This is a genomic window from Hydrogenophaga sp. H7 (assembly GCF_002025745.1).
Taxonomy (GTDB): domain Bacteria; phylum Pseudomonadota; class Gammaproteobacteria; order Burkholderiales; family Burkholderiaceae_C; genus Hydrogenophaga; species Hydrogenophaga pseudoflava.
On sequence record NZ_MCIC01000015.1, the window covers coordinates 23,459 to 42,773 of the forward strand.

At 67.4% G+C, this 19,315-nt stretch carries 16 protein-coding genes; 8 read left to right on the forward strand and 8 right to left on the reverse strand.

Annotated features, from left to right (window positions below; translation table 11 throughout):
* Positions 1-7: 7 nt before the first annotated feature.
* Genes mltB through BC358_RS11495 form a run of 4 tightly spaced genes read right to left on the reverse strand, consistent with a single transcriptional unit; the run spans position 8 to position 5,170 of the window.
* Positions 8-1,219 carry a lytic murein transglycosylase B gene (mltB, locus tag BC358_RS11480; RefSeq protein ID WP_079365927.1) on the reverse strand — a complete coding sequence of 404 codons (1,212 nt, stop codon included), beginning with the start codon at positions 1,217-1,219 and terminating at the stop codon, positions 8-10.
* Positions 1,216-3,264: a DUF3488 and transglutaminase-like domain-containing protein gene (locus tag BC358_RS11485; protein ID WP_079365928.1), complete on the reverse strand. Its 2,049-nt coding sequence runs from the start codon at positions 3,262-3,264 to the stop codon at positions 1,216-1,218. The genes mltB and BC358_RS11485 overlap by 4 nt, the downstream gene beginning before the upstream one ends.
* Entirely contained in the window at positions 3,261-4,247 is a 987-nt protein-coding gene (locus BC358_RS11490; RefSeq protein WP_079366208.1) for a DUF58 domain-containing protein, read from the reverse strand. The genes BC358_RS11485 and BC358_RS11490 overlap by 4 nt, the downstream gene beginning before the upstream one ends.
* Positions 4,248-4,249: 2 nt before the next feature.
* On the reverse strand, positions 4,250-5,170 hold the full coding sequence (locus tag BC358_RS11495; protein WP_079365929.1) for a MoxR family ATPase: 921 nt from the start codon (positions 5,168-5,170) through the stop codon (positions 4,250-4,252).
* A 26-nt stretch (positions 5,171-5,196) separates the two neighbouring features.
* Here BC358_RS11495 and BC358_RS11500 point away from each other — a divergent pair, with 26 nt between their 5' ends.
* The 4 genes from BC358_RS11500 (at position 5,197) to BC358_RS11515 (ending at position 9,140) form a co-directional block, all read left to right on the forward strand.
* Positions 5,197-6,150 carry a histone deacetylase family protein gene (locus tag BC358_RS11500; protein WP_079365930.1) on the forward strand — a complete coding sequence of 318 codons (954 nt, stop codon included), beginning with the start codon at positions 5,197-5,199 and terminating at the stop codon, positions 6,148-6,150.
* A 70-nt stretch (positions 6,151-6,220) separates the two neighbouring features.
* Positions 6,221-7,087 carry a bifunctional 2-polyprenyl-6-hydroxyphenol methylase/3-demethylubiquinol 3-O-methyltransferase UbiG gene (locus BC358_RS11505; protein ID WP_179130062.1) on the forward strand — a complete coding sequence of 289 codons (867 nt, stop codon included), beginning with the start codon at positions 6,221-6,223 and terminating at the stop codon, positions 7,085-7,087.
* Positions 7,084-7,857 (forward strand): enoyl-CoA hydratase, encoded by a 774-nt coding sequence (locus tag BC358_RS11510; RefSeq protein ID WP_079365932.1) that lies wholly within the window; start codon positions 7,084-7,086, stop codon positions 7,855-7,857. Before BC358_RS11505 ends, BC358_RS11510 begins: the two co-directional genes overlap by 4 nt.
* Positions 7,851-9,140, forward strand: a complete 1,290-nt coding sequence (locus tag BC358_RS11515) for a mechanosensitive ion channel family protein (protein WP_079365933.1) — start codon at positions 7,851-7,853, stop codon at positions 9,138-9,140. Before BC358_RS11510 ends, BC358_RS11515 begins: the two co-directional genes overlap by 7 nt.
* A gap of 13 nt (positions 9,141-9,153) precedes the next feature.
* Here the strand turns inward: BC358_RS11515 and BC358_RS11520 are convergent, their stop codons facing one another.
* The 3 genes from BC358_RS11520 to BC358_RS11530 form a co-directional block, all read right to left on the reverse strand.
* Entirely contained in the window at positions 9,154-10,449 is a 1,296-nt protein-coding gene (locus tag BC358_RS11520; RefSeq protein WP_066150616.1) for a TRAP transporter large permease, read from the reverse strand.
* Positions 10,446-10,940: a TRAP transporter small permease gene (locus BC358_RS11525; protein WP_066150619.1), complete on the reverse strand. Its 495-nt coding sequence runs from the start codon at positions 10,938-10,940 to the stop codon at positions 10,446-10,448. Before BC358_RS11525 ends, BC358_RS11520 begins: the two co-directional genes overlap by 4 nt.
* 85 nt (positions 10,941-11,025) lie before the next feature.
* On the reverse strand, positions 11,026-12,042 hold the full coding sequence (locus tag BC358_RS11530) for a TRAP transporter substrate-binding protein (RefSeq protein ID WP_079365934.1): 1,017 nt from the start codon (positions 12,040-12,042) through the stop codon (positions 11,026-11,028).
* Positions 12,043-12,409: 367 nt separating this feature from the next.
* Between BC358_RS11530 and BC358_RS11535 the strand changes: the two genes are divergently transcribed.
* The 4 genes from BC358_RS11535 (at position 12,410) to BC358_RS11550 (ending at position 17,000) form a co-directional block, all read left to right on the forward strand.
* The gene (locus tag BC358_RS11535) at positions 12,410-13,159 is read left to right on the forward strand and encodes an electron transfer flavoprotein subunit beta/FixA family protein (RefSeq protein ID WP_079365935.1); all 750 of its coding nucleotides are present in this window, start codon (positions 12,410-12,412) and stop codon (positions 13,157-13,159) included.
* 37 nt (positions 13,160-13,196) lie between these two features.
* Positions 13,197-14,126: an electron transfer flavoprotein subunit alpha/FixB family protein gene (locus tag BC358_RS11540; RefSeq protein WP_079365936.1), complete on the forward strand. Its 930-nt coding sequence runs from the start codon at positions 13,197-13,199 to the stop codon at positions 14,124-14,126.
* 73 nt (positions 14,127-14,199) lie between these two features.
* Entirely contained in the window at positions 14,200-15,990 is a 1,791-nt protein-coding gene (locus tag BC358_RS11545; RefSeq protein ID WP_079365937.1) for an acyl-CoA dehydrogenase, read from the forward strand.
* Positions 15,991-16,019: 29 nt separating this feature from the next.
* Positions 16,020-17,000, forward strand: a complete 981-nt coding sequence (locus BC358_RS11550; protein ID WP_066150630.1) for a nitronate monooxygenase family protein — start codon at positions 16,020-16,022, stop codon at positions 16,998-17,000.
* Positions 17,001-17,015: 15 nt separating this feature from the next.
* Here BC358_RS11550 and BC358_RS11555 read toward each other — a convergent pair whose 3' ends face one another.
* Positions 17,016-19,298, reverse strand: a complete 2,283-nt coding sequence (locus tag BC358_RS11555; protein WP_079365938.1) for a penicillin-binding protein 1A — start codon at positions 19,296-19,298, stop codon at positions 17,016-17,018.
* Positions 19,299-19,315: the final 17 nt, after the last annotated feature.

The window sequence follows — 19,315 nt, forward strand, 5'->3', positions numbered from 1 at the left end:
GCGCTGGTCAGGGCCGCTTGACCAGGGCCTCGACGGTCTGGCCCAGTTCGATCACTGCCAGTGCGTAGTAGCTGCTCCAGTTGTAGCGCGTGACCACGTAGAAGTTGTCCGTGCCGGCGAGGTAGGTGGGGGCCGACCCGCCGTTGGCCGGGTCGCCGTTCTGCAGTTCGATCAGCGCCAGCTTGCCGATGTGTTTCTTCGCTTCGGCTTCCAGCACGGCGCCCTTGGCGGCAAAGCTCTCTGCGCTGAAGCTGGGCAGGATGTCGGGGGCGAGCAGGGCGTCCTTGTCCAGCGTGTTCAGGTCGAAGCTCACCGGGTAGTGCGTCGGCTGGCCAGGCTGCCAGCCGTAGGCCTTGAAGTAGTTGGCCACCGATCCGATGGCGTCGACCGGGCTGTTGAACAGGTCGATCTTGCTGTCGCCATCGAAGTCGATCGCGAAGCGCGCCCAGCTGCTGGGCATGAACTGCGGCCAGCCCATGGCGCCGGCGTAGCTGCCGCGCAGGGCCTGCGGGTCCATGCCGGTGCGGTGGGTCAGGCTCAGGAACTGTTCCAGCTCGCTGCGGAAGAACTCGGCCCGGGCTTCGGCGCGGGGGTGGCTGGCCGGAAAATCAAAGGCCAGCGTGGCCAGCGCGTCGATCACGCGGAAGTTGCCGGTGTGCTGGCCATACAGGGTCTCGACCCCGATCACGCCGACGATCAGGCTGGCGGGCACGCCGTACTCGCGCTCGGCGCGTTCCAGGGCTGCGCGGTGGGTGTCCCAGAAGCGCTGCCCGGCGCGCAGCCGCACCGGTTCGATAAAGCGCGCGCGGTAGGCCGCCCAGTTCTTGAAGGCGGCGCGGGGCGCCGGCAGCGACAGCCGGATCGCGGTGGGCTGGCGGCGGGCGGCGCCGATCTGCTCACGCACCCATTGGGGGTCGAGACCGCGGCGCTGGGCCAGGTCGTCGGCAAACGCCATGGCCGCCGGCGACTCGGCGTACACCGTGATCTCCGCTGCAGGTGGTGTGGGCGCTGGCGCAACAGGCGGTGGTGCAGCAGGCCGGGGCTCGGCCGCCAGAGGCTCGCCAGCCGGCTCAGCCGCGGGCAGCGGGGTGGCCGGTACCAGGGTGGGTGCGACAGGTGTGGTTTCCACCGGTGTCTGTGTCTGGGCCTGCGCGGCCGCCCAGGCGAGAGACAGGGGCAGCAGTGCGGACACCAGGGCGGAGCGGGATCGTGTGCTCATGGGGTTGCCCGCCGTTCGGGCCAGGACATCTGTTGAAACTGTTTCTGCAGCGCGGCCAGCGTATCCGGGCTGTGGGGCGCGTAGCGCAGCGCTTCGAGGCGCAGCAGCCAGGCACTCAGCTGCTGCGTGAAAAGCTCGTCACCGAGCTGCGCCGATGCGACGCGCGCCAGCTCGCGCGGCGTGGCGTGTTCGCCGGCTTCAATGCCAAGTGCGGCCAGGCGGCGCCGCACGCGCGCCAGCGTGCGCAGCCAGGGGTCGTGCTGCTGGCGTTCCCACAGGGCCCAGGCGGCGCCCGCGAGGCTGACCAGCACGACCACGCCGATCAGCACATAGGCCAGATCGGTCCAGCTCGGCGACTCGAAGCCCAGATTCTTCAGCAGGTCCAGCTGGCTGCCCTGCGTGTAGTTCAGCACCCACTGGTTCCAGCCGTTGTTCACCGCTTCCCAGACGTCGCGCAGTTGCTGCGCAAGGGTGGGATTCAGCGTGCCCAGGGCGGCACCAATGGCACCCTGGGGCGCCACCAATCGCTCGAACGAACCGATGCGGGACGGCGACACCGCGCTCGTGGGGTCCACGCGCACCCAGCCCTGGCCCTGCAGCCAGACCTCGGCCCAGGCGTGGGCATCGCGCTGGCGCACGGTCCAGTAGCCGTCGACGGCGTTGAGCTCGCCGCCCTGGTAGCCGGTGACGATGCGGGCCGGGATGTCGAGCGCGCGCATCAGGATCACGAAGCTGGACGCGATGTGCTCGCAAAAGCCTTCCTTGCGGTCGAACCAGAACTCGTCGGCGGTGTGCTGGCCATAGACCCCGGGATCGAGTGTGTAGGTGTAGCCGCCGGTGCGCAGGCGGTTGAGTGCCGCCTCGATCAGCGCCGGAGCGGACTGCGGCCCCGACCCGTGCTCGCGCCGCAGCTCCTGGGCGAAGGCCAGGGTGCGCGGGTTGAAGCCGGCGGGCAGCGCGATCTGGTCCTGCAGCGCCAGCGACGGCTCCAGCGGACCGTGGCGGAAGCGGGTGTGGCTCTCGGCGCGGTAGCGCACCAGCTCCGTCACCGGCCGCCGCACGAACCACTGCAGCTCCGGCGTCATGAATGCCTTGAGGCCCTGCAGCTCGGGCGCCTGGGTGGCCGCTTCGAGCACGAACACCCAGGGGCGGTGGTTCGGCTCCATGGTGACTTCGTAACGGATCGGCTCACCCGCAAAGGCCAGGTTGGCCTGCAGCTCCATGTGGGGCGGAAAGGCCGAGCGCAGCGGCTTCCATTCGACGCCGTCGAAATCGGTGAGCACCGGTCCGCGGAAATACAGCTCGCGCTGCGGCGGCACCGGACCGTCAAAGCGCACACGCAGCGCAATGCGGTCGTCCAGCACCAGCTCGGCGATCTGGCCGACCCGCATTTTTCCGGACAGACCCGAGCGGCCGTCCATGCCGTCGCCCGGCACGCCCCACAGCGGCGAGAGGCGGGGGAACAGCATGAAGGCCACCACCATGATCGGCGCGCCCAGCAGGGCCAGCCGCGCCGCAATGCCAGCGGTCTGCCGCAGCGGTGGATGCCCCACCGGCATGTGGGCATTCACGACGGCGGTCAGCAGCCCCAGCAGCGCGACCAGGATGCCGGCGGCCGTCAGCAGCGACTGCGAATAGAAGAAGTGCGTCAGCAGCGTGAAGAAACCGAGGAAGAACACCACGAAGGCATCGCGGCGCGCCCGCAGCTCCAGCGTCTTGAGCGCCAGCAGCACGACGATCAGCGTGACCCCTGCGTCGCGGCCGAGCAGGGTCTTGTGGGTCCACCAGGTGGCGGCCAGCGTGACCAGCAGCAAGCCAATGCGCCAACGCCATCCGGGCAGCGGCCGGCCCCGCAGGGTGAGCGAGGCGCGCCAGACCAGCACGCACGCCGTCAGCGCCGAGCACCACCCGGGAATGTGCGGCACCTGCATCATCACGACCCAGGCGATGACGGCCAGCAGGAACAGGGTGTCGCGGGTGTCCCTGGGCAAGGTGGCTGTCCAGTTTTCGCGGGAAGACGCGGAGCGGCGCAGGGGGAGTTTCATACCAGGGCCAGCGCCTCCAGGCAGCGGGCGCGGTGGGTCGGGCCTTGGTCGGGGGCCAGTTCGCGGCCGGGGATGCGCAGGCCATAGTCCAGCCCCAGGCGCTCGGCCATCAGCACCCAGGCGGTGAGGCGCGACAGGCGGGATTCGAGGTCGGGGGCGCCGCAGCGGGTGTGGTCCAGCCAGAGCTGCTGGCGCTGCGTGGACAGGGCATCCCGGCTGACCAGGTCGTCGCGACCGGCGGCAAAGGTCTGAGCCGCCTTCTTCCAGACGATGGATTTCTGCGGGTCGCCCCGCCGGTAGGCGCGCACGCCGTCGAACTCGCCGGTGGTCTGCACGCTCGCGCTGCCGGCGAACCCGGGCTGCGGCTCACCGGGCGGCAGGGGCGGCGGGTGGGTCTCGGGTGCGGGGTAGACCAGCACCTGGGCCGCGGGGCGCCACACGGTCCAGACGCGGAAGGTGCCCATGGGAAACAGCGTGACCGCAGTCAGCGGCGCCAGCGCGTGCAGGCCGCGCCGGGCAAACACCGCTGCGACCTGCAGGCGCGTGCTGCCCTGGGCCGGCACATCGGTCCAGGCCAGGTGTGTGTCGCCAGCGGATGCATCACCGATCACGCCAATGCCGATGCCGTGGCGCGCCTTGCCCTGTTCGTTGGCCAGCCGGATGTCCAGCGCCGCCGCATGACCGGCATGCACTGGTGCGGGTGGGCTCAGGTGCAGAGTGAGGCCGCGCAGGTTGGCGTGGCAGCTGTGCATGCCGGTCAGTGCACTGCCGGCCAGCAGGAAGGTCAGCAGATAGCCCAGGTTCAGCTGGTAGTTGATGCTGCCCACCAGCAGCAGGAGCAGGGTCAGCGCCAGCATCCAGCCGGCGCGGGTGGGCAGGATGTAGACGTTGCGCTGGGTCAGCAGCAGGGTGTCGCTGCGCGGCAGCCGCGCATGGAACCACTGTCGCAGCCGTTGGCGCAGGGCGTGCAGCGGGGCCAGCAGGTTCACGGGATGGGCGTGGCGTCGATCATGGCCCGCACCTGCTCCATCGCACCGCGGCCGGCGTCGCTGACTGGCACCAGGCGGTGTGCGGCGGTCTGCGGCAGGATGGCGGCGATGTCGTCTGGCGCCACGTAGTTGCGTCCTTGCAGAAAGGCCTGGGCCTTGGCGGCCCGCACCACCGCCAGTGCGGCCCGGGGCGAGAGCCCCTGTGCGAACCAGCGGCCCGAGCGCGTGGCGGCCACCAGGTCCTGCAGGTACTCCAGCACCGGCTCGGCCGCGTGCACCGCCAGCACCTCGGCCTGCAGCCGTGCGAGGTCGGCCGGCGAGAGCACGGCCGGCAGTTGTTCGATCAGCTCGCGCCGGTCGGCGCCGCGCAGCAGCTCGCGCTCGGCGGCGCGGTCCGGATAGCCCAGCGAGATGCGCATGTGGAAGCGGTCCAGCTGCGATTCGGGCAGGGCGTAGGTGCCGAGCTGGTCGAACGGGTTCTGGGTGGCGATCACGAAGAAGGGCACCGGCAGGGCCCGGGTCTGCCCCTCGACAGTGACCTGCTTTTCCTCCATGGCTTCGAGCAGCGCGCTCTGGGTCTTGGGGCTGGCGCGGTTGATTTCGTCGGCCAGCAGCACCTGCGCGAACACCGGACCGGGGTGGAACACGAAACCCTCGCGGCCGCGTTCGTAGATGGAGATGCCGACCAGGTCGCTGGGCATCAGGTCGGCGGTGAACTGCACGCGCGCAAACTGCAGTCCGAAAGACCGCGACAGCGCATGGGCGAGGGTGGTTTTGCCGACCCCGGGAACGTCCTCGATCAGCAGGTGTCCACCGGCCAGAAGACAGCCGACACAGTCTGAAACCTGGGCCGATTTGCCCACAATGACCGTGTTAAGCTGGTCCAGAAGCTGTCTGATTTTTGTGTCGGCTTGCATGCCGCGAACCTTACCGTAAAAAAGTGATGAGCCAGTCCACCGGTTATTTCACCCACAGGGACTGCTGGCGGCACGAGATGGGGCCGGGGCACCCGGAATGCCCCGCCCGCCTGGATGCGATCCAGGACCGTCTGCTGGCCTCCGGGCTGGACATTGCCCTGGACAAGCGCGAGGCCACCGCGGCCGCCCTGGCCGACCTCGAACTGGCCCATGGCCGCATGCACCTGGCGGCGCTGCGCGGCCTGTCGGACCAGCTGCGCGACGACATCGCCGCCGGCGGCCCGGACCATGCGCAGATCGACCCCGACACCTCGATCAATGTGCACAGCTGGGACGCGATCCTGATGGCCGCGGGCGCCGCCATCGACGCCACCGACGCGGTCATGGCCGGCGAGCTGGCCAACGCCTTCTGTGCGGTGCGTCCGCCGGGTCATCACGCCACGCGCAACCAGGCCATGGGCTTCTGCTTCGTCAACAACGTGGCGGTGGCGGCCAAGTACGCCCTGGAGCGCCACGGCCTGCAGCGCGTGGCCATCATCGACTTCGACGTGCACCACGGCAACGGCACCGAGGACATCGTCGCGGGCGACGAGCGCATCCTCATGTGCAGCTTCTACCAGCACCCCTTCTACCCACCCTGGAACCACTCGACCGCACCCAACCTGGTGAACCTTCCGGTGCCGGCGTACACCAAGGGCATGGATGTGAGGGAACTGATCGACATGATGTGGCTGCCCCGGCTCGATGCCCACCGGCCGCAGATGATCTTCATCAGCGCCGGCTTCGACGCTCACCGCGAAGACGACATGGGCCAGATGGGGCTGGTGGAGAACGACTACGCCTGGATCACCGAACGCATCAAGGAAGTCGCGAAGCGCCACGCCCATGGCCGCATCGTGAGCAGCCTCGAAGGCGGCTACGACCTTAGCGCCCTGGCGCGGAGTGTCGAGGCGCATCTGCGTGTGCTGGCAGGGCTTTGACTGGAACGAGAGACGCCCTGTGAGGCCGAACGGGTTTTGAACTGAGATGCTGAAGAAAGTACTGAAAAGGATGCCAGGTCTGAGAGGCCTGGCCCAGGAGCTGACGGATCTGCGCCTGCAGGTGCAGGCGGGTCAGGAACGCGAGCAAAGGGCCCATGAAGAGCGCTTGCGGTTGCAAGGGGAGCTGCAGCAGGCCCGTGACATGATCGGTCGACTGCAGTTGTGCGGGGCCAGCTCTGATCTGGACGACATCCTGGTGCCGGAAGCTGGTTCGCGAGCGCCGGCCTTCTGCGGGCACAGCGTCGTCTGGCCCTGGTTGCAGGAGCACATCAACCGGCCAGGGCTGGAGGTGCTGGAAATCGGCTCTCGGCTGGTGGTGGCGCGCGCGCTCTGGAAGGAGTACCTGCCCGATGTGCAGTACACCGGGTTCGACTACCTGCCGGGCCCCAATATGGACGTGGTGGGCGACGCTCACCGCCTCTCGCAGTACCTCCCCGGCCGACAGTTCGACTTCGTCTTCTCCTGCGCGGTGTTCGAGCATCTTGTGTGCCCATGGCTCGTGGTGGAGGAGATTTCGAAGGTGCTGCGCCCGGGGGGCAAGGCGTTCATCGAAACCCATTTTTCCTTCTCGGAACACGAAGCGCCGTGGCACTTCTTCCAGTTCAACAGCCGCGCTCTGGAGCAGCTGTTTCATCCAAGGCTGGGTTTCCGGGTGATCGACAGCGGTCTCTCAAGCCCCATCGTCGGCCGCTTCGCCAAGGGAAGCCAGGGCTACCTGCTGGATCAGCCGGTGAACAACCTGTACGGCTACTCGGAGATCGTGGTGGAGAAGGTCGGTCCCGCGGACCCGGCCTTCTCCTGGCGCGATGTGGCGCAGGATCTTGCCGCCACCAGCTCCTATCCGCCCCCCGTGGCATCTGTTTCTGATACGCAATGAACGACCTTGTCCTGATGCGCACCCGCGACGACCGCGGCGTGCACACACTCACACTGAACAACCCCAGGGCCTTCAACGTCCTGTCCGAGGCCATGATGGCCGCGTTCCAGCGGGCGCTGGACGACGTGGCCGCCGACCCCTCGGCGCGCGCTGTGGTGATCGCCGCCGAGGGCCGCGCCTTCTGCGCGGGACACGATCTCAAGGAGATGAAGGCACGTCCCGAGCTGGCCTACTACCAGTCCCTGTTTGCGACCTGCTCGAAGCTGATGCTGTCGATCCGCAAGCTGGAAGTGCCGGTGATCGCCCGTGTTCACGGCCTGGCCACCGCTGCCGGCTGTCAGCTGGTCGCGCAATGCGATCTGGCTGTCGCCGTGAAGGAGGCGAGCTTTGGCGTCAACGGCATCGACGTCGGCCTGTTCTGCGCGACGCCCAGTGTGGCGCTGTCGCGCAACATGCTGCCCAAGCAGGCCATGGAAATGCTGCTGACCGGTGATTTCATCTCGGCCGACGAGGCGAAGGCCCGCGGGCTGGTCAACCGCGTGGTGACGGCCGACGCCTTGGATGCCGAAGTGGCCGCGCTGGTCGACCGCATCCTGGGCAAGCCGCGCGAGGCGCTCGCGATGGGCAAGGCGCTGTTCTACCGGCAGCTGGAAACCGGCATGGAGTCGGCGTACCAGCTGGCCGGCCAGACCATGGCCTGTAACATGGTGCACGAGGTGGCGCAGGAGGGTGTGCAGGCCTTCATCGAGAAGAGGGCGCCCCGATGGTGAGCAACAACAGCGCTGCACCACCGCCCATACAGGACTTCGACGCCTGGCTTTCCGGATTCCAGCAGACCACCGTGTGGATCGAACTCGGCGTGCTGGCGCTGTGCGTCGGCATGGCCTGGGGGCTGGGTACCCTGCTGCGGCGCGCGCTCAACATGCAGCAGGAAGGGTCATCGATCCTGTTCGGCCGGCAGGTGGTCGACGGCGTGCTGTTTCCCGTGCTTCTGCTGACCCTGGCCTATGTGGCGCGCAGTGCGTTGGCCCAGCAGGTGCCACTGGCGGTGTTCAAGGTCGCCATTCCGGTGCTGGTGTCCCTGGTGGTGATCCGGTTCGGAGTGAAAGTGCTGCAGGCGGCGTTCTCGTCGGCGCCCTGGGTGCGGGTGATGGAGCGCACCATCTCCTGGTTGGCCTGGGGCTTCATGGTGCTGTGGGTCAGCGGCCTGCTGCCCATCGTGCTGGAAGAGATGGAGCAGATCACCTGGAAGATGGGCGCCAGCACGGTGAGTCTGCGCACCCTGATCGAAGGGGCGCTGACGGCGGGCGCCATGCTCATCGTGACGCTCTGGATTTCTGCGGCGCTCGAAGCGCGCCTGCTCAAGTCGGCGATCGGCGGCGACCTGTCGCTGCGCAAGGCGCTGAGCAATGCGACCCGCGCCATCCTGATGTTCCTGGGCCTGATCGTCGCGTTGTCTGCGGTGGGCATCGACCTGACGGCGCTGTCCGTGCTCGGCGGCGCAGTGGGTGTGGGCATCGGCTTCGGCCTGCAGAAGCTGGCGGCCAACTACGTCAGCGGCTTCGTGATCCTGGCCGAGCGCAGCATGCGCATCGGCGACAACGTGCGCGTCGACAACTTCGAAGGGCGCATCACCGACATCACCACCCGCTACACCCTGATCCGCTCGGCGGCGGGGCGCGAGTCCATCGTGCCCAACGAGATGCTCATCACCAACCGGGTGGAGAACCTGTCGCTGGCCGATCCGAAGGTGTGGCAGTCCACCGTGGTGTCGGTGGGCTACGACAGCGATGTGGACGCGGTGCGGCGTCTGCTGGTGGAGGCCGCGCTGGCGCAGCCGCGCGTGCTGCGCGAGCCGGCGCCGAGTGCTGCTCTGTCGGCCTTTGGGGCGGACGGGCTGGAGTTCACGCTGGGGTACTGGATCGCCGACCCAGAGAATGGCCAGCTGAACCTGCGCTCCGACATCAACCTGGCGGTGCTGGCCGCGCTGCGCACGCACGGCATCGAGATTCCGTATCCGCAGCGCGTGGTGCACATGCGCCCCACCAGCTGAGCGGTGCAGGCCCTCAGCGGGCCATGAAACCGGGCAACCAGAGCGAGATGATGGGGAAAGCGATCAGGATGCCCAGGCGCACGATGTCGGCCATCACAAAGGGCCAGACACCGCGGTAGAGCGTGGTGAGCTTGACTGCGGGCAGCAGCGAGTTGAGCACGAAGAGGTTCAGACCCACCGGGGGCGAGATCATGCCGATTTCCACGATGGTGACGATCAGGATGCCGAACCACACGGGATCGAAGCCCAGGCCGGTGATGACCGGGAAGAACACGGGAATGGTCAGCAACACGATGGCCAGTTCCTCCATCACCATGCCCAGAGCGAGGTAGATACCCATCATCACGATGACCACCATGATGGGGTTGGGGCTGAACTGCAGCACGAAGTCGCGCAGGTCACCCGGCATGCTGGTGAAGTTGATGAAGCTGGTGAACACCATGGCTCCGATGAGGATGGTGAACAGCATGGCCGTGGTGCGCGCGCTCTCCTGCAGGATGTCCATGACCACGCGCGGCGTGAGCGTGCGGCGGGCCAGTGCAAACAGGAAGGCGCCCGCCGCGCCCACCCCAGCACCCTCGGTGGCGGTGAACACGCCACCGTAGATGCCACCAATGACCAGTGCGAACAGCAGGGCGACGCTCCAGATGCCGCGGATGGCGGCCAGACGCTGCGGCCATGTGAAGCGTTCGGCCGGCGGGCCCGCTGCGGGGTCGCGCCAGGTGACGAACACCACCGCCATGCACAGGCAGACGATGGCCACGATGCCGGGCAGGATGCCGGCAATGAACAGCTTGCCGATGTCGGTCTCGGTGATGATCCCGTAGATGACCAGGATGGTTGACGGCGGGATGAGGATGCCCAGCGTACCGCCCGAGGCGATCGATCCGGTGGCCAGCGTGTCCTTGTAGCCGTGGGCCTTCATCTCGGGATAGGCCACGCGCGACATGGTGGCGGCGGTGGCGATGGAGGAGCCGCAGATGGAGCCGAAGCCGCCCGAGGCGATGATGCTGGCCATGGCCAGCCCGCCGCGGCGGTGCCCCACGAAGGCGTTGGCGGCGGTGAACAGTTCCTTGGCCATGCCCGCGCGCGCCACCAGATTCCCCATCAGCACGAACAGCGGAATCACCGATAGCACGTAGTGAAAGCCGGTCTCGAAGATCACCTGGCTGGTGCTGGCAAAGGCCGGCTGCCAGCCGCGCATCAGGCCCAGTCCCCCCAGGCCGGCAATGGTCATGGCCACAGCCAGGGGCACACGCAGGAAGGCCAGCGCGAACACCACCAGGAAACCCAGCAGTGCGGCGGTCATGGCGTGGTCTCCCCGTGGGCCACCGGAATGGGTGGCGAGAACACGAAGAGGGCATGCACCAGCGCGGTCAGCAGCAGCAGCGCCGCCATCAGCCAGGCGACAGGGGATATGGCCAGCTGCAGGTGAACCGTGGTGTCGCCGTATTCGGCAAAGCGCTGGGCGCGCGTGGTCATGAGCCAGGCCAGCAGGCCGAAGGTGCCGGCACAGACCAGGTGCACCAGCCGCGCCTGAATGCCCTTGAGCCAGGCCGGGACGACGGCGTCCAGCGAGTCGAACACCACATGTTCGCTGCGCCATGAAACCAGCGGCAGCGCGCCGAAGATGACGATGACCATGAGGATCTCCGTCAGCTCCAGCCCGCCGGGCACGGAATGGTTGAAGAACTTGCGGCCCGTCACGTCGATGAGGGTGAGCCACATGATGGCGAACAGCGCCATGGATGCGATCAGGCCGCTGGACCAGCGCAGGAACTTCTCGGGGGTCTGGAGCATGATGGGTGTCAGACAAGACAAACCGGCGGGGCAGCCACCGCGGCCACCCCGCCGGTTATCAGACGGTGCCTGGCTGGCACCAGGCTTACTTGACCTTCGCGATTTCGGCGCGGAACTCGGCCAGCACCGCCTTGGCGTTCTTCAGGCCCTTGGCTTCGGCCGCCGCAGCCCACTTGTCTTCCAGCGGGGCCTGCTTGGCCTTGATCTCGTTCACGAACGCATCGGAGGCCTTGATGCGCTGAACACCCTGTGCTTTCTGCGCGCCGTTGACCGAGGCGTCGTCCACCTTGTCCCAACCGGCGCCGAACAGGCGGGCCGCGTATTCGCCCGAAAGCTTGTCGACCACTGCCTTGTCCTGCGCGGAGAGGGCGTCGTACTTGGCCGGGTTCATCATGAACACGAAGCTCGTGTTGTACAGGCCGCCCGGCAGGGTGGTGGCGTGCTTGATCATGCTCAGCTTGAAAGACGCGATCGACTCGTCGGGGAACAGTGTGCCGTCCATGACGCCTGTGGACAGGAGTTCAAACGCTTCGGTGGCAGGCTTGAGGGTGGTGTTCCAGCCCATCAGCTTGGTCAGCTCGTTGATGTTGCCGCCACCGATGCGCCACTTGAGCGTGGCACCGTCGGCAAGGCTGTTGACCGGTTTCTTGCTGTTGAAGATGGAGCCGGGCCCGTGGGTGAACACTCCCAGCACCTTCACGCCCTTGTGCTCGCCCAGCGGGGCGAAGTACTTGCTGTAGATGCGCTGGTAGGCGACCGAGGTGGCCATGGAGTTGTCGCCCAGGAAGGGGAACTCGGCCATCTGGGTGTTGACGAAGCGGCCCGGGGTGTATCCGTCCACGGTGAAGGAGATGTCGGCCAGGCCGTCGCGCACGGCATCAAAAGTGCCGGGAGGGGCCGACACGGACTTCGGCAGGATGTTGCACTTCATGCGTCCAGCGCTTTCCTTCTCCAGCGCATCGCACCATTCCTTTTGCGCCACGCTCAGCGTGTGCGTGGGTGGTACCCAGGTCGAGGCGGTGAACACGGTCTGGGCCTGGGCGCCGGCGCCCGCGATCAAGGTGGCGGTGAGCGCCGCGGTGGCAGCAAGGCGGAACTTCATGTGTTGTCTCCTGGGAGTGGGTTGGATCGTTACGAAAGATAAACAAAATACCCTGATTCACTATAGGCGAATCCCCTTGCCGGCCCCCTAGTGAATTACCCGAATTGGCCGACCGACTGGTCGGTTAATAGGGATTTCCCTTGCTTTGTCGTTGTGGCGGCAGACGCGCCTGGGGGCATTCGCGATCATCACGATTCTTCTTCTATAATTCAAAAAAAGCACGATCGTTCTATTTTGTGGCCATGCAGCAAAAGTCTGGCCAGAAATGTCGCGTTGCTCGTCAGACGCCTACAATCCGAATTGACGTGCACGTCAATTCGAGCACCCGTTTCAACCCGCCTTTTCCATTCATCAGGAGCAACCGAACATGAAGGTCATCGTCCCCGTCAAACGCGTGGTGGACTACAACGTCAAGGTGCGCGTCAAGAGCGACGGCACCGGCGTGGACATCGCCAACGTCAAGATGAGCATGAACCCGTTTGACGAGATCGCCGTGGAAGAAGCCGTGCGCCTGAAAGAAAAGGGCGCGGCCACCGAAGTGATCGCCGTCTCCTGCGGCGTGGCCCAGTGCCAGGAAACGCTGCGCACGGCCATGGCCATCGGCGCCGACCGCGCCATCCTGGTCGAAACCGACGTGGAACTGCAGCCGCTGGCCGTGGCCAAGCTGCTCAAGGCCCTGGTGGACAAGGAACAGCCCGGCCTGGTGATCCTGGGCAAGCAGGCGATCGACGACGACGCCAACCAGACCGGCCAGATGCTCGCCGCGCTGGCCGATCTGCCGCAAGCCACCTTCGCTTCCAAAGTGGAAGTGGCCGGTGACAAGGCCAAGGTCACCCGCGAAATCGATGGCGGCCTGGAAACCCTGGAAGTGAGCCTGCCCGCGGTTGTGACCACCGACCTGCGCCTGAACGAGCCGCGCTACGTGACGCTGCCCAACATCATGAAGGCCAAGAAGAAGCCGCTGGAGACCGTCAAGCCTGCGGACCTGGGCGTGGACGTGACCCCGCGTCTGAAGACGCTCAAGGTCGCCGAGCCGGCCAAGCGAGGTGCCGGTGTGAAGGTGCCTGATGTCGCGACCCTGGTCGACAAGCTGAAAAACGAAGCCAAGGTCATCTGAAGACCGCTGAACCCAACGATCCAGAGGAATACCGAACATGACCGCACTCGTCATTGCCGAACACGACAACGCTTCCATCAAGGGAGCCACCCTCAACACCGTCACTGCCGCCGCTGCCTGCGGTGGTGATGTGCACGTCCTCGTCGCGGGCCACAACGCCGGCGCCGCCGCCACACAAGCCGCTCAGATCGCCGGCGTCAGCAAGGTGATCCACGCCGACGGCGAAGGCTTCGCCCACGGCCTGGCCGAGAACATCGCCGCCCAGGTGCTGGCCATTGCCAGCAACTACAGCCACATCCTGTTCCCCGCCACCGCTGGCGGCAAGAACGTGGCCCCGCGCGTGGCCGCCAAGCTGGACGTGGCCCAGATCAGCGACATCACCAAGGTGGTGAGTGCCGACACCTTCGAGCGCCCGATCTACGCCGGCAATGCGATTGCCACCGTGCAGAGCGCGGACGCCACCAAGGTCATCACCGTGCGCACCACCGGCTTCGACGCCGCTGGCCAGGGCGGCTCGGCGGCGGTGGAAACCGTGGCCGCGGCGTCGGGCAACGGCAAGAGCGTCTACCTGGGCAGCGAAATTGCCAAGAACGACCGCCCGGAACTGACGGCCGCCAAGATCATCGTCTCCGGTGGCCGGGCGCTGGGCAGCAGCGAAAAGTTCAGCGAAGTGATGACCCCGCTGGCCGACAAGCTGGGTGCGGCCATCGGCGCCTCGCGCGCTGCAGTCGACGCCGGCTACGCGCCCAACGACCTGCAGGTCGGCCAGACCGGCAAGATCGTCGCGCCGCAGCTGTACATCGCGGCCGGCATCTCGGGTGCGATCCAGCATCTGGCCGGCATGAAGGATTCGAAGGTGATCGTGGCGATCAACAAGGACCCCGAGGCCCCGATCTTCAGCGTGGCCGACTACGGTCTGGAAGCCGACCTGTTCACGGCTGTGCCGGAACTGGTGTCGAAGCTGTAAGCCGACGGCACCCACAAGGGCATCGCGTGCGATGCCCTTTTTTTGCACCCGCATTCGATCCACGGAGACTTTCATGAGCTACACCGCCCCCCTCAAGGACATGCTGTTCAACATCGAGCACCTGGCGCGCATCGACCAGGTTGCCGCCTTGCCCGGCTTCGAAGACGCTGGTCTGGAGACCGCACAGGCCGTGCTGGAGGAGTGCGCCAAGCTCAACGAAGGCGTGATCGCGCCGCTGAACTTCGAGGGTGACAAGAACCCGTCCTTCTTCAAGGACGGCCAGGTCACCACCACGCCCGGTTTCAAGGAGGCCTTCAGGCAGTACGCCGAAGGCGGCTGGCAGGGCCTGCAGCACCCGGTGGACTTCGGCGGTCAGGGCCTGCCCAAGACCATCGGCGCGGCCTGTGGCGAAATCCTCAACAGCGCGAACATGAGCTTCGCGCTGTGCCCGCTGCTGACCGACGGCGCCATCGAGGCCCTGCTGACCGCCGGCTCCGACCAGCTCAAGGCCACCTACCTGGATAAGCTGGTCAGCGGCCAGTGGACCGGCACCATGAACCTGACCGAGCCGCAGGCCGGTTCCGACCTGGCCGCCGTGCGCAGCCGCGCCGAGCCGCAGCCCGACGGCACCTACAAGGTCTTCGGCACCAAGATCTTCATCACCTACGGTGAGCACGACATGGCCGAGAACATCGTCCATCTGGTGCTGGCCCGTGTGACCGGCGCGCCCGAGGGCGTGAAGGGCATCAGCCTGTTCGTCGTGCCCAAGTTCCTGGTCAACGCCGATGGAACGCTGGGCGCACGCAACGATGTGCACTGCGTGTCCATCGAGCACAAGATGGGCATCAAGGCCTCGCCCACCGCCGTGCTCCAGTACGGTGACCACGGCGGCGCCATCGGCTACCTGGTCGGCGAAGAGAACCGCGGCCTCGAATACATGTTCATCATGATGAACGCCGCCCGCTATGCGGTGGGCGTGCAGGGCATCAGCGTCTCCGAGCGCGCCTACCAGAAGGCCGTGCAGTACGCCAAGGACCGCGTGCAGAGCCGCCCGGTGGACGGCAGCTTCACCACCGCCGCGCCCATCATCCACCACGCCGACGTCAAGCGCATGCTCATGACCATGCGCGCCGCCACCGAGGGCTGCCGCGCCATGGCCAGCGTGGCCGCCGCCGCCTACGACGCGGCCCACCACCACCCGGACGCCGAGGTGCGCAAGCAGAACGCGACCTTCTACGAATTCCTGGTGCCGCTGGTCAAGGGCTACAGCACCGAGATGAGCCTGGAGGTCACCAGCCTCGGCGTGCAGGTGCATGGCGGCATGGGCTTCATCGAAGAGACCGGCGCGGCCCAGTACTACCGCGACGCCAAGATCCTGACCATCTACGAAGGCACGACGGCCATTCAGGCCAACGACCTGGTGGGCCGCAAGACCGCGCGCGACGGCGGCACCTCGGCCAAAGCCATCGCGGCCCAGATCGAGAAGACCGAGGCCGAACTGAAGGCCCGTGGCAGTGCCAACGCGCTGGCGGTGGCCAAGCGCCTGGGTGCCGCGCGCCAGGCGTTCGTGGATGTGGTCGAGTTCATCGCCGCCAACACCAAGAGCAATCCTAACGCGGCCTTCGCGGGCAGCGTGCCCTACCTGCTGCTGGCCGGCAACCTGATGGCGGGCTGGCAGCTGGCGCGCGCGCTGCTGGTGGCCGAAGACCTGTCCGCCAAGGGACAGGACGTGCCTTTCATGCAGGCCAAGATCACCACCGCCCGCTTCTACGCCGACCACATCCTCAGCCGCGCCCCGGGCGTGCGCGATGCGATCGTGGAAGGGGCCGAGGCCGTGACCGCACTGCCGGCCGAGGCCTTCTGACAACCGACACCGACAAGACTGGAGACCCCATGACCCAACGCCAACGCTACCTGCCCCCGGTGCTGCAGAACCTGCCGTTCCCGGTGATCGGCTCGCCGCTGTTCATCATCAGCAACCCCAAGCTGGTCATTGCCCAGTGCAAGGCGGGGGTGGTGGGCTCCATGCCTGCGCTCAATGCGCGCCCGGCCTCGCAGCTGGACGAGTGGCTGGCCGAGATCACCGAGGCGCTGGCCGCCCACGACAAGGCGAACCCCGACAACAAGGCCGCGCCGTTCGCTATCAACCAGATCGTGCACAAGAGCAACGACCGGCTGGAGCACGACCTGGAGCTCTGCGCCAAGTACAAGGTGCCGGTGATCATCACCAGCCTGGGCGCCCGCGAGGACGTGAACCAGGCCGTGCACAGCTGGGGCGGCGTGGTGCTGCACGACGTCATCAACAACGTGTTCGCGCACAAGGCGATCGAGAAGGGCGCGGACGGCCTGATCCCGGTGGCGGCCGGTGCCGGCGGCCACGCCAGCGTCAAGAGCCCCTTCGCCATGGTCCAGGAGATCCGCGAGTGGTTCGACGGCCCGGTGGCGCTGTCGGGCTCCATCGCGTCGGGCGGCGCCATCCTGGCGGCGCAGGCCATGGGCGCCGACTTCGCCTACATCGGCTCGGCCTTCATAGCCACCGACGAAGCCCGTGCGGTTGAGGGCTACAAGCAGATGATCACCGAGAGCAACTCGGACGACATCGTCTACAGCAACTTCTACACCGGTGTGCACGGCAACTACCTCAAGGGCAGCATCCGCAACGCCGGCATGGACCCGGACCACCTGCCGGAGAGCGACCCGAGCAAGATGAACTTCAGCACCGGCGAAGGCGCCAACGCCGCCAAGGCCTGGAAGGACATCTGGGGTTGCGGCCAGGGCATCGGCGCCATCCGCGAAGTGGTGCCGGCGGCCGATCTGGTGGCGCGCTTCCGGCGCGAATACGCCGAGGCGAAGGCCCGCATCTGCGCGGGCTGAGCGCGCCCGCCCCGCTCAGTTCTTGAACAGTTCCCGGATCGCGTCGAGGATCGTCGGCGGTCCGGCGTACTGCGCACCCGCCGCATCCTCGATGGTGGCGACGGCGCCGCCGTTGGCCCATTCGGCGTAAATCCAGTCGTCGTTCATGCGGGTCAGCCCCGCCGGTGCATCGCCCGGTGCGGCGACCGGCACACCCTTGAGTGCGGCGGCCATGAAGTCGGTCCAGATGGGCAGCGCCAGCCGGCCGCCCGACTCGTGGTCGCCCAGGCTGCGGGGTTTGTCGTAGCCCATCCAGACCACCGCCGCCAGCCCGGGCTGGTAGCCGGCGAACCAGGCGTCGAGCACGTCGTTGGTGGTGCCGGTCTTGCCGTAGATGTCGCTGCGCTTGAGCCGGACCTGGGCGCGGGCGGCGGTGCCGACGCTGGTCACGTCGTTGAGCATGCTGCCCATCACATAGGCGTTGCGCGCGGGGATCGCGCGGTTCTCTTCGGTCAGCACGGGCGCGGCGGGCGCCTCGAACAGCACCTTGCCCTGGGCATCGGCGATCTTCTCGATCACCACCGGCTCGACCGACCAGCCGCCGTTGGCCAGCGTGGCGTAGGCGCGGGCCATCTGCAGCGGCGTCACCTGCCCGGTGCCCAGCGCCAGCGTGAGGTTGTCGGGCTGCTTGGCGACATCGAGGCCGAAGCGCCCCAGCCAGTCGCGCGCGCGCTGCGTGCCGGTGTGCTGCAGCACACGCACGCTCACCAGGTTGCTGGACTTGGTCAGCGCGGTGCGCACGGTCAGCGGTTCGCCGGTGGCGTTGCCGCTGTTGCCGGGTGACCAGCCGTTGGGTGCGGTGAACGGACCGTCGTCGACCAGGGTCGAGGGCATGACGCGCTCTTCGAGCGCGGCCGAATACAGCAGCGGCTTGATGGTGGAGCCGGGCTGGCGCCAGCCCTGGGTCACGTGGTTGAACGGCTGGCGCGCGAAGTCGAAGCCGCCGACCAGGGCCCGCACGCGGCCGGTGCGCGTGTCGAGCGCGACCAGCGCGGCCTCGGCCTCGGGCCATTGCGTGATCGACCAGTCCTTGCCATTTTTGACCACGCGCAGCACCGAGCCCCGCTGGATGCGCAGCGCGTCCTTGGCCTTGGCCGACAGGCCCGGCTGGGCCCAGCGCAGGCCTTCGCCCTTGATGCGCACCTGTTCGCCGCTGGCCAGCTGCACCCGTACTTCCTTGGGCGTGACAGCGAGCACGATGGCGGCGCGCAGCGTGTCGTCGTCGCGGTGGTCCTTCAGTGCCTCGGCGGCGGCGCGTTCGAGCTCGGGGTCGTTGGCCGCGGGCAGGTCTTCCCGTGCCTCGGGGCCGCGCCAGGGGTTGCGGCGGTCCTGTGCCAGCACCCCGCGCTGCACGGCGGCGTAGGCGGCGCGCTGGTCGGCCGCGCGCAGGGAGGTGGTGACGCGGATGCCGCGCGAGTAGGCGGATTCGCCGAAACGCTCGAACACCACCCGCCGGGCCATCTCGGCCACGTGGGCGGCGTCCACATCGCGCACACCGGGGGAGCGCAGGGTGATCTTCTCGGCGCGGGCGGCGGCGAGCTGGGCGTCGTTGATCACGCCGACCGTGTGCATGCGCTGCAGCACCACGCGCTGGCGCGCTGTGGCACGGGCCATGTTGGCCACCGGGTTGGCGTAGTACGGGTTCTGCGGCAGGCCGGCGAGCATCGCAGTTTCGGCGATCGTCAGCTGGTCCATGGCCTTGCCGAAGTAGGTCTGCGCGGCGGCGGCGAAGCCGTAGGCCCGCTGGCCCAGGAAGATCTCGTTGAGGTAGATCTCCAGGATGCGGTCCTTGGACAGCGCCTCCTCGACCTTGAAGGCCAGCAGGATTTCCTTGGCCTTGCGCTCCACCGTCAGTTCGCGCGTGAGCAGCATGGTGCGCACGAGCTGCTGGGTGATGGTGCTGGCCCCCTGCTTGCGGCCACCGGTGATCAGGGCCAGGGCCGCGCGTGCCATGCCCTTGGGGTCGACGCCGGAGTGCTCGCGGAAGCGCGCGTCCTCGACCGCCAGCACCGCGTCCTGCAGCAGCTTGGGGGTCTTGGACAGCGGCACGTATTCGCGCCGCTCGGCGCCGAACTGCGCCAGCTCCACGCCGTCGGCGGTGAACACCTGCAGCGGCAGCTTGGGCTGGTAGTGGACGATCCTGTCGATGGGCGGCAGGTCGAACGTGGACGCATGGGCTGGTGGCGCGGTCAGCAGCAGCGGGGCAGGGGCGGCGAGGGCCAGTCCCAGAAGGAGGCGGCGCGAGAGACGCAAAGACATGGGCGCGAATTATCCGG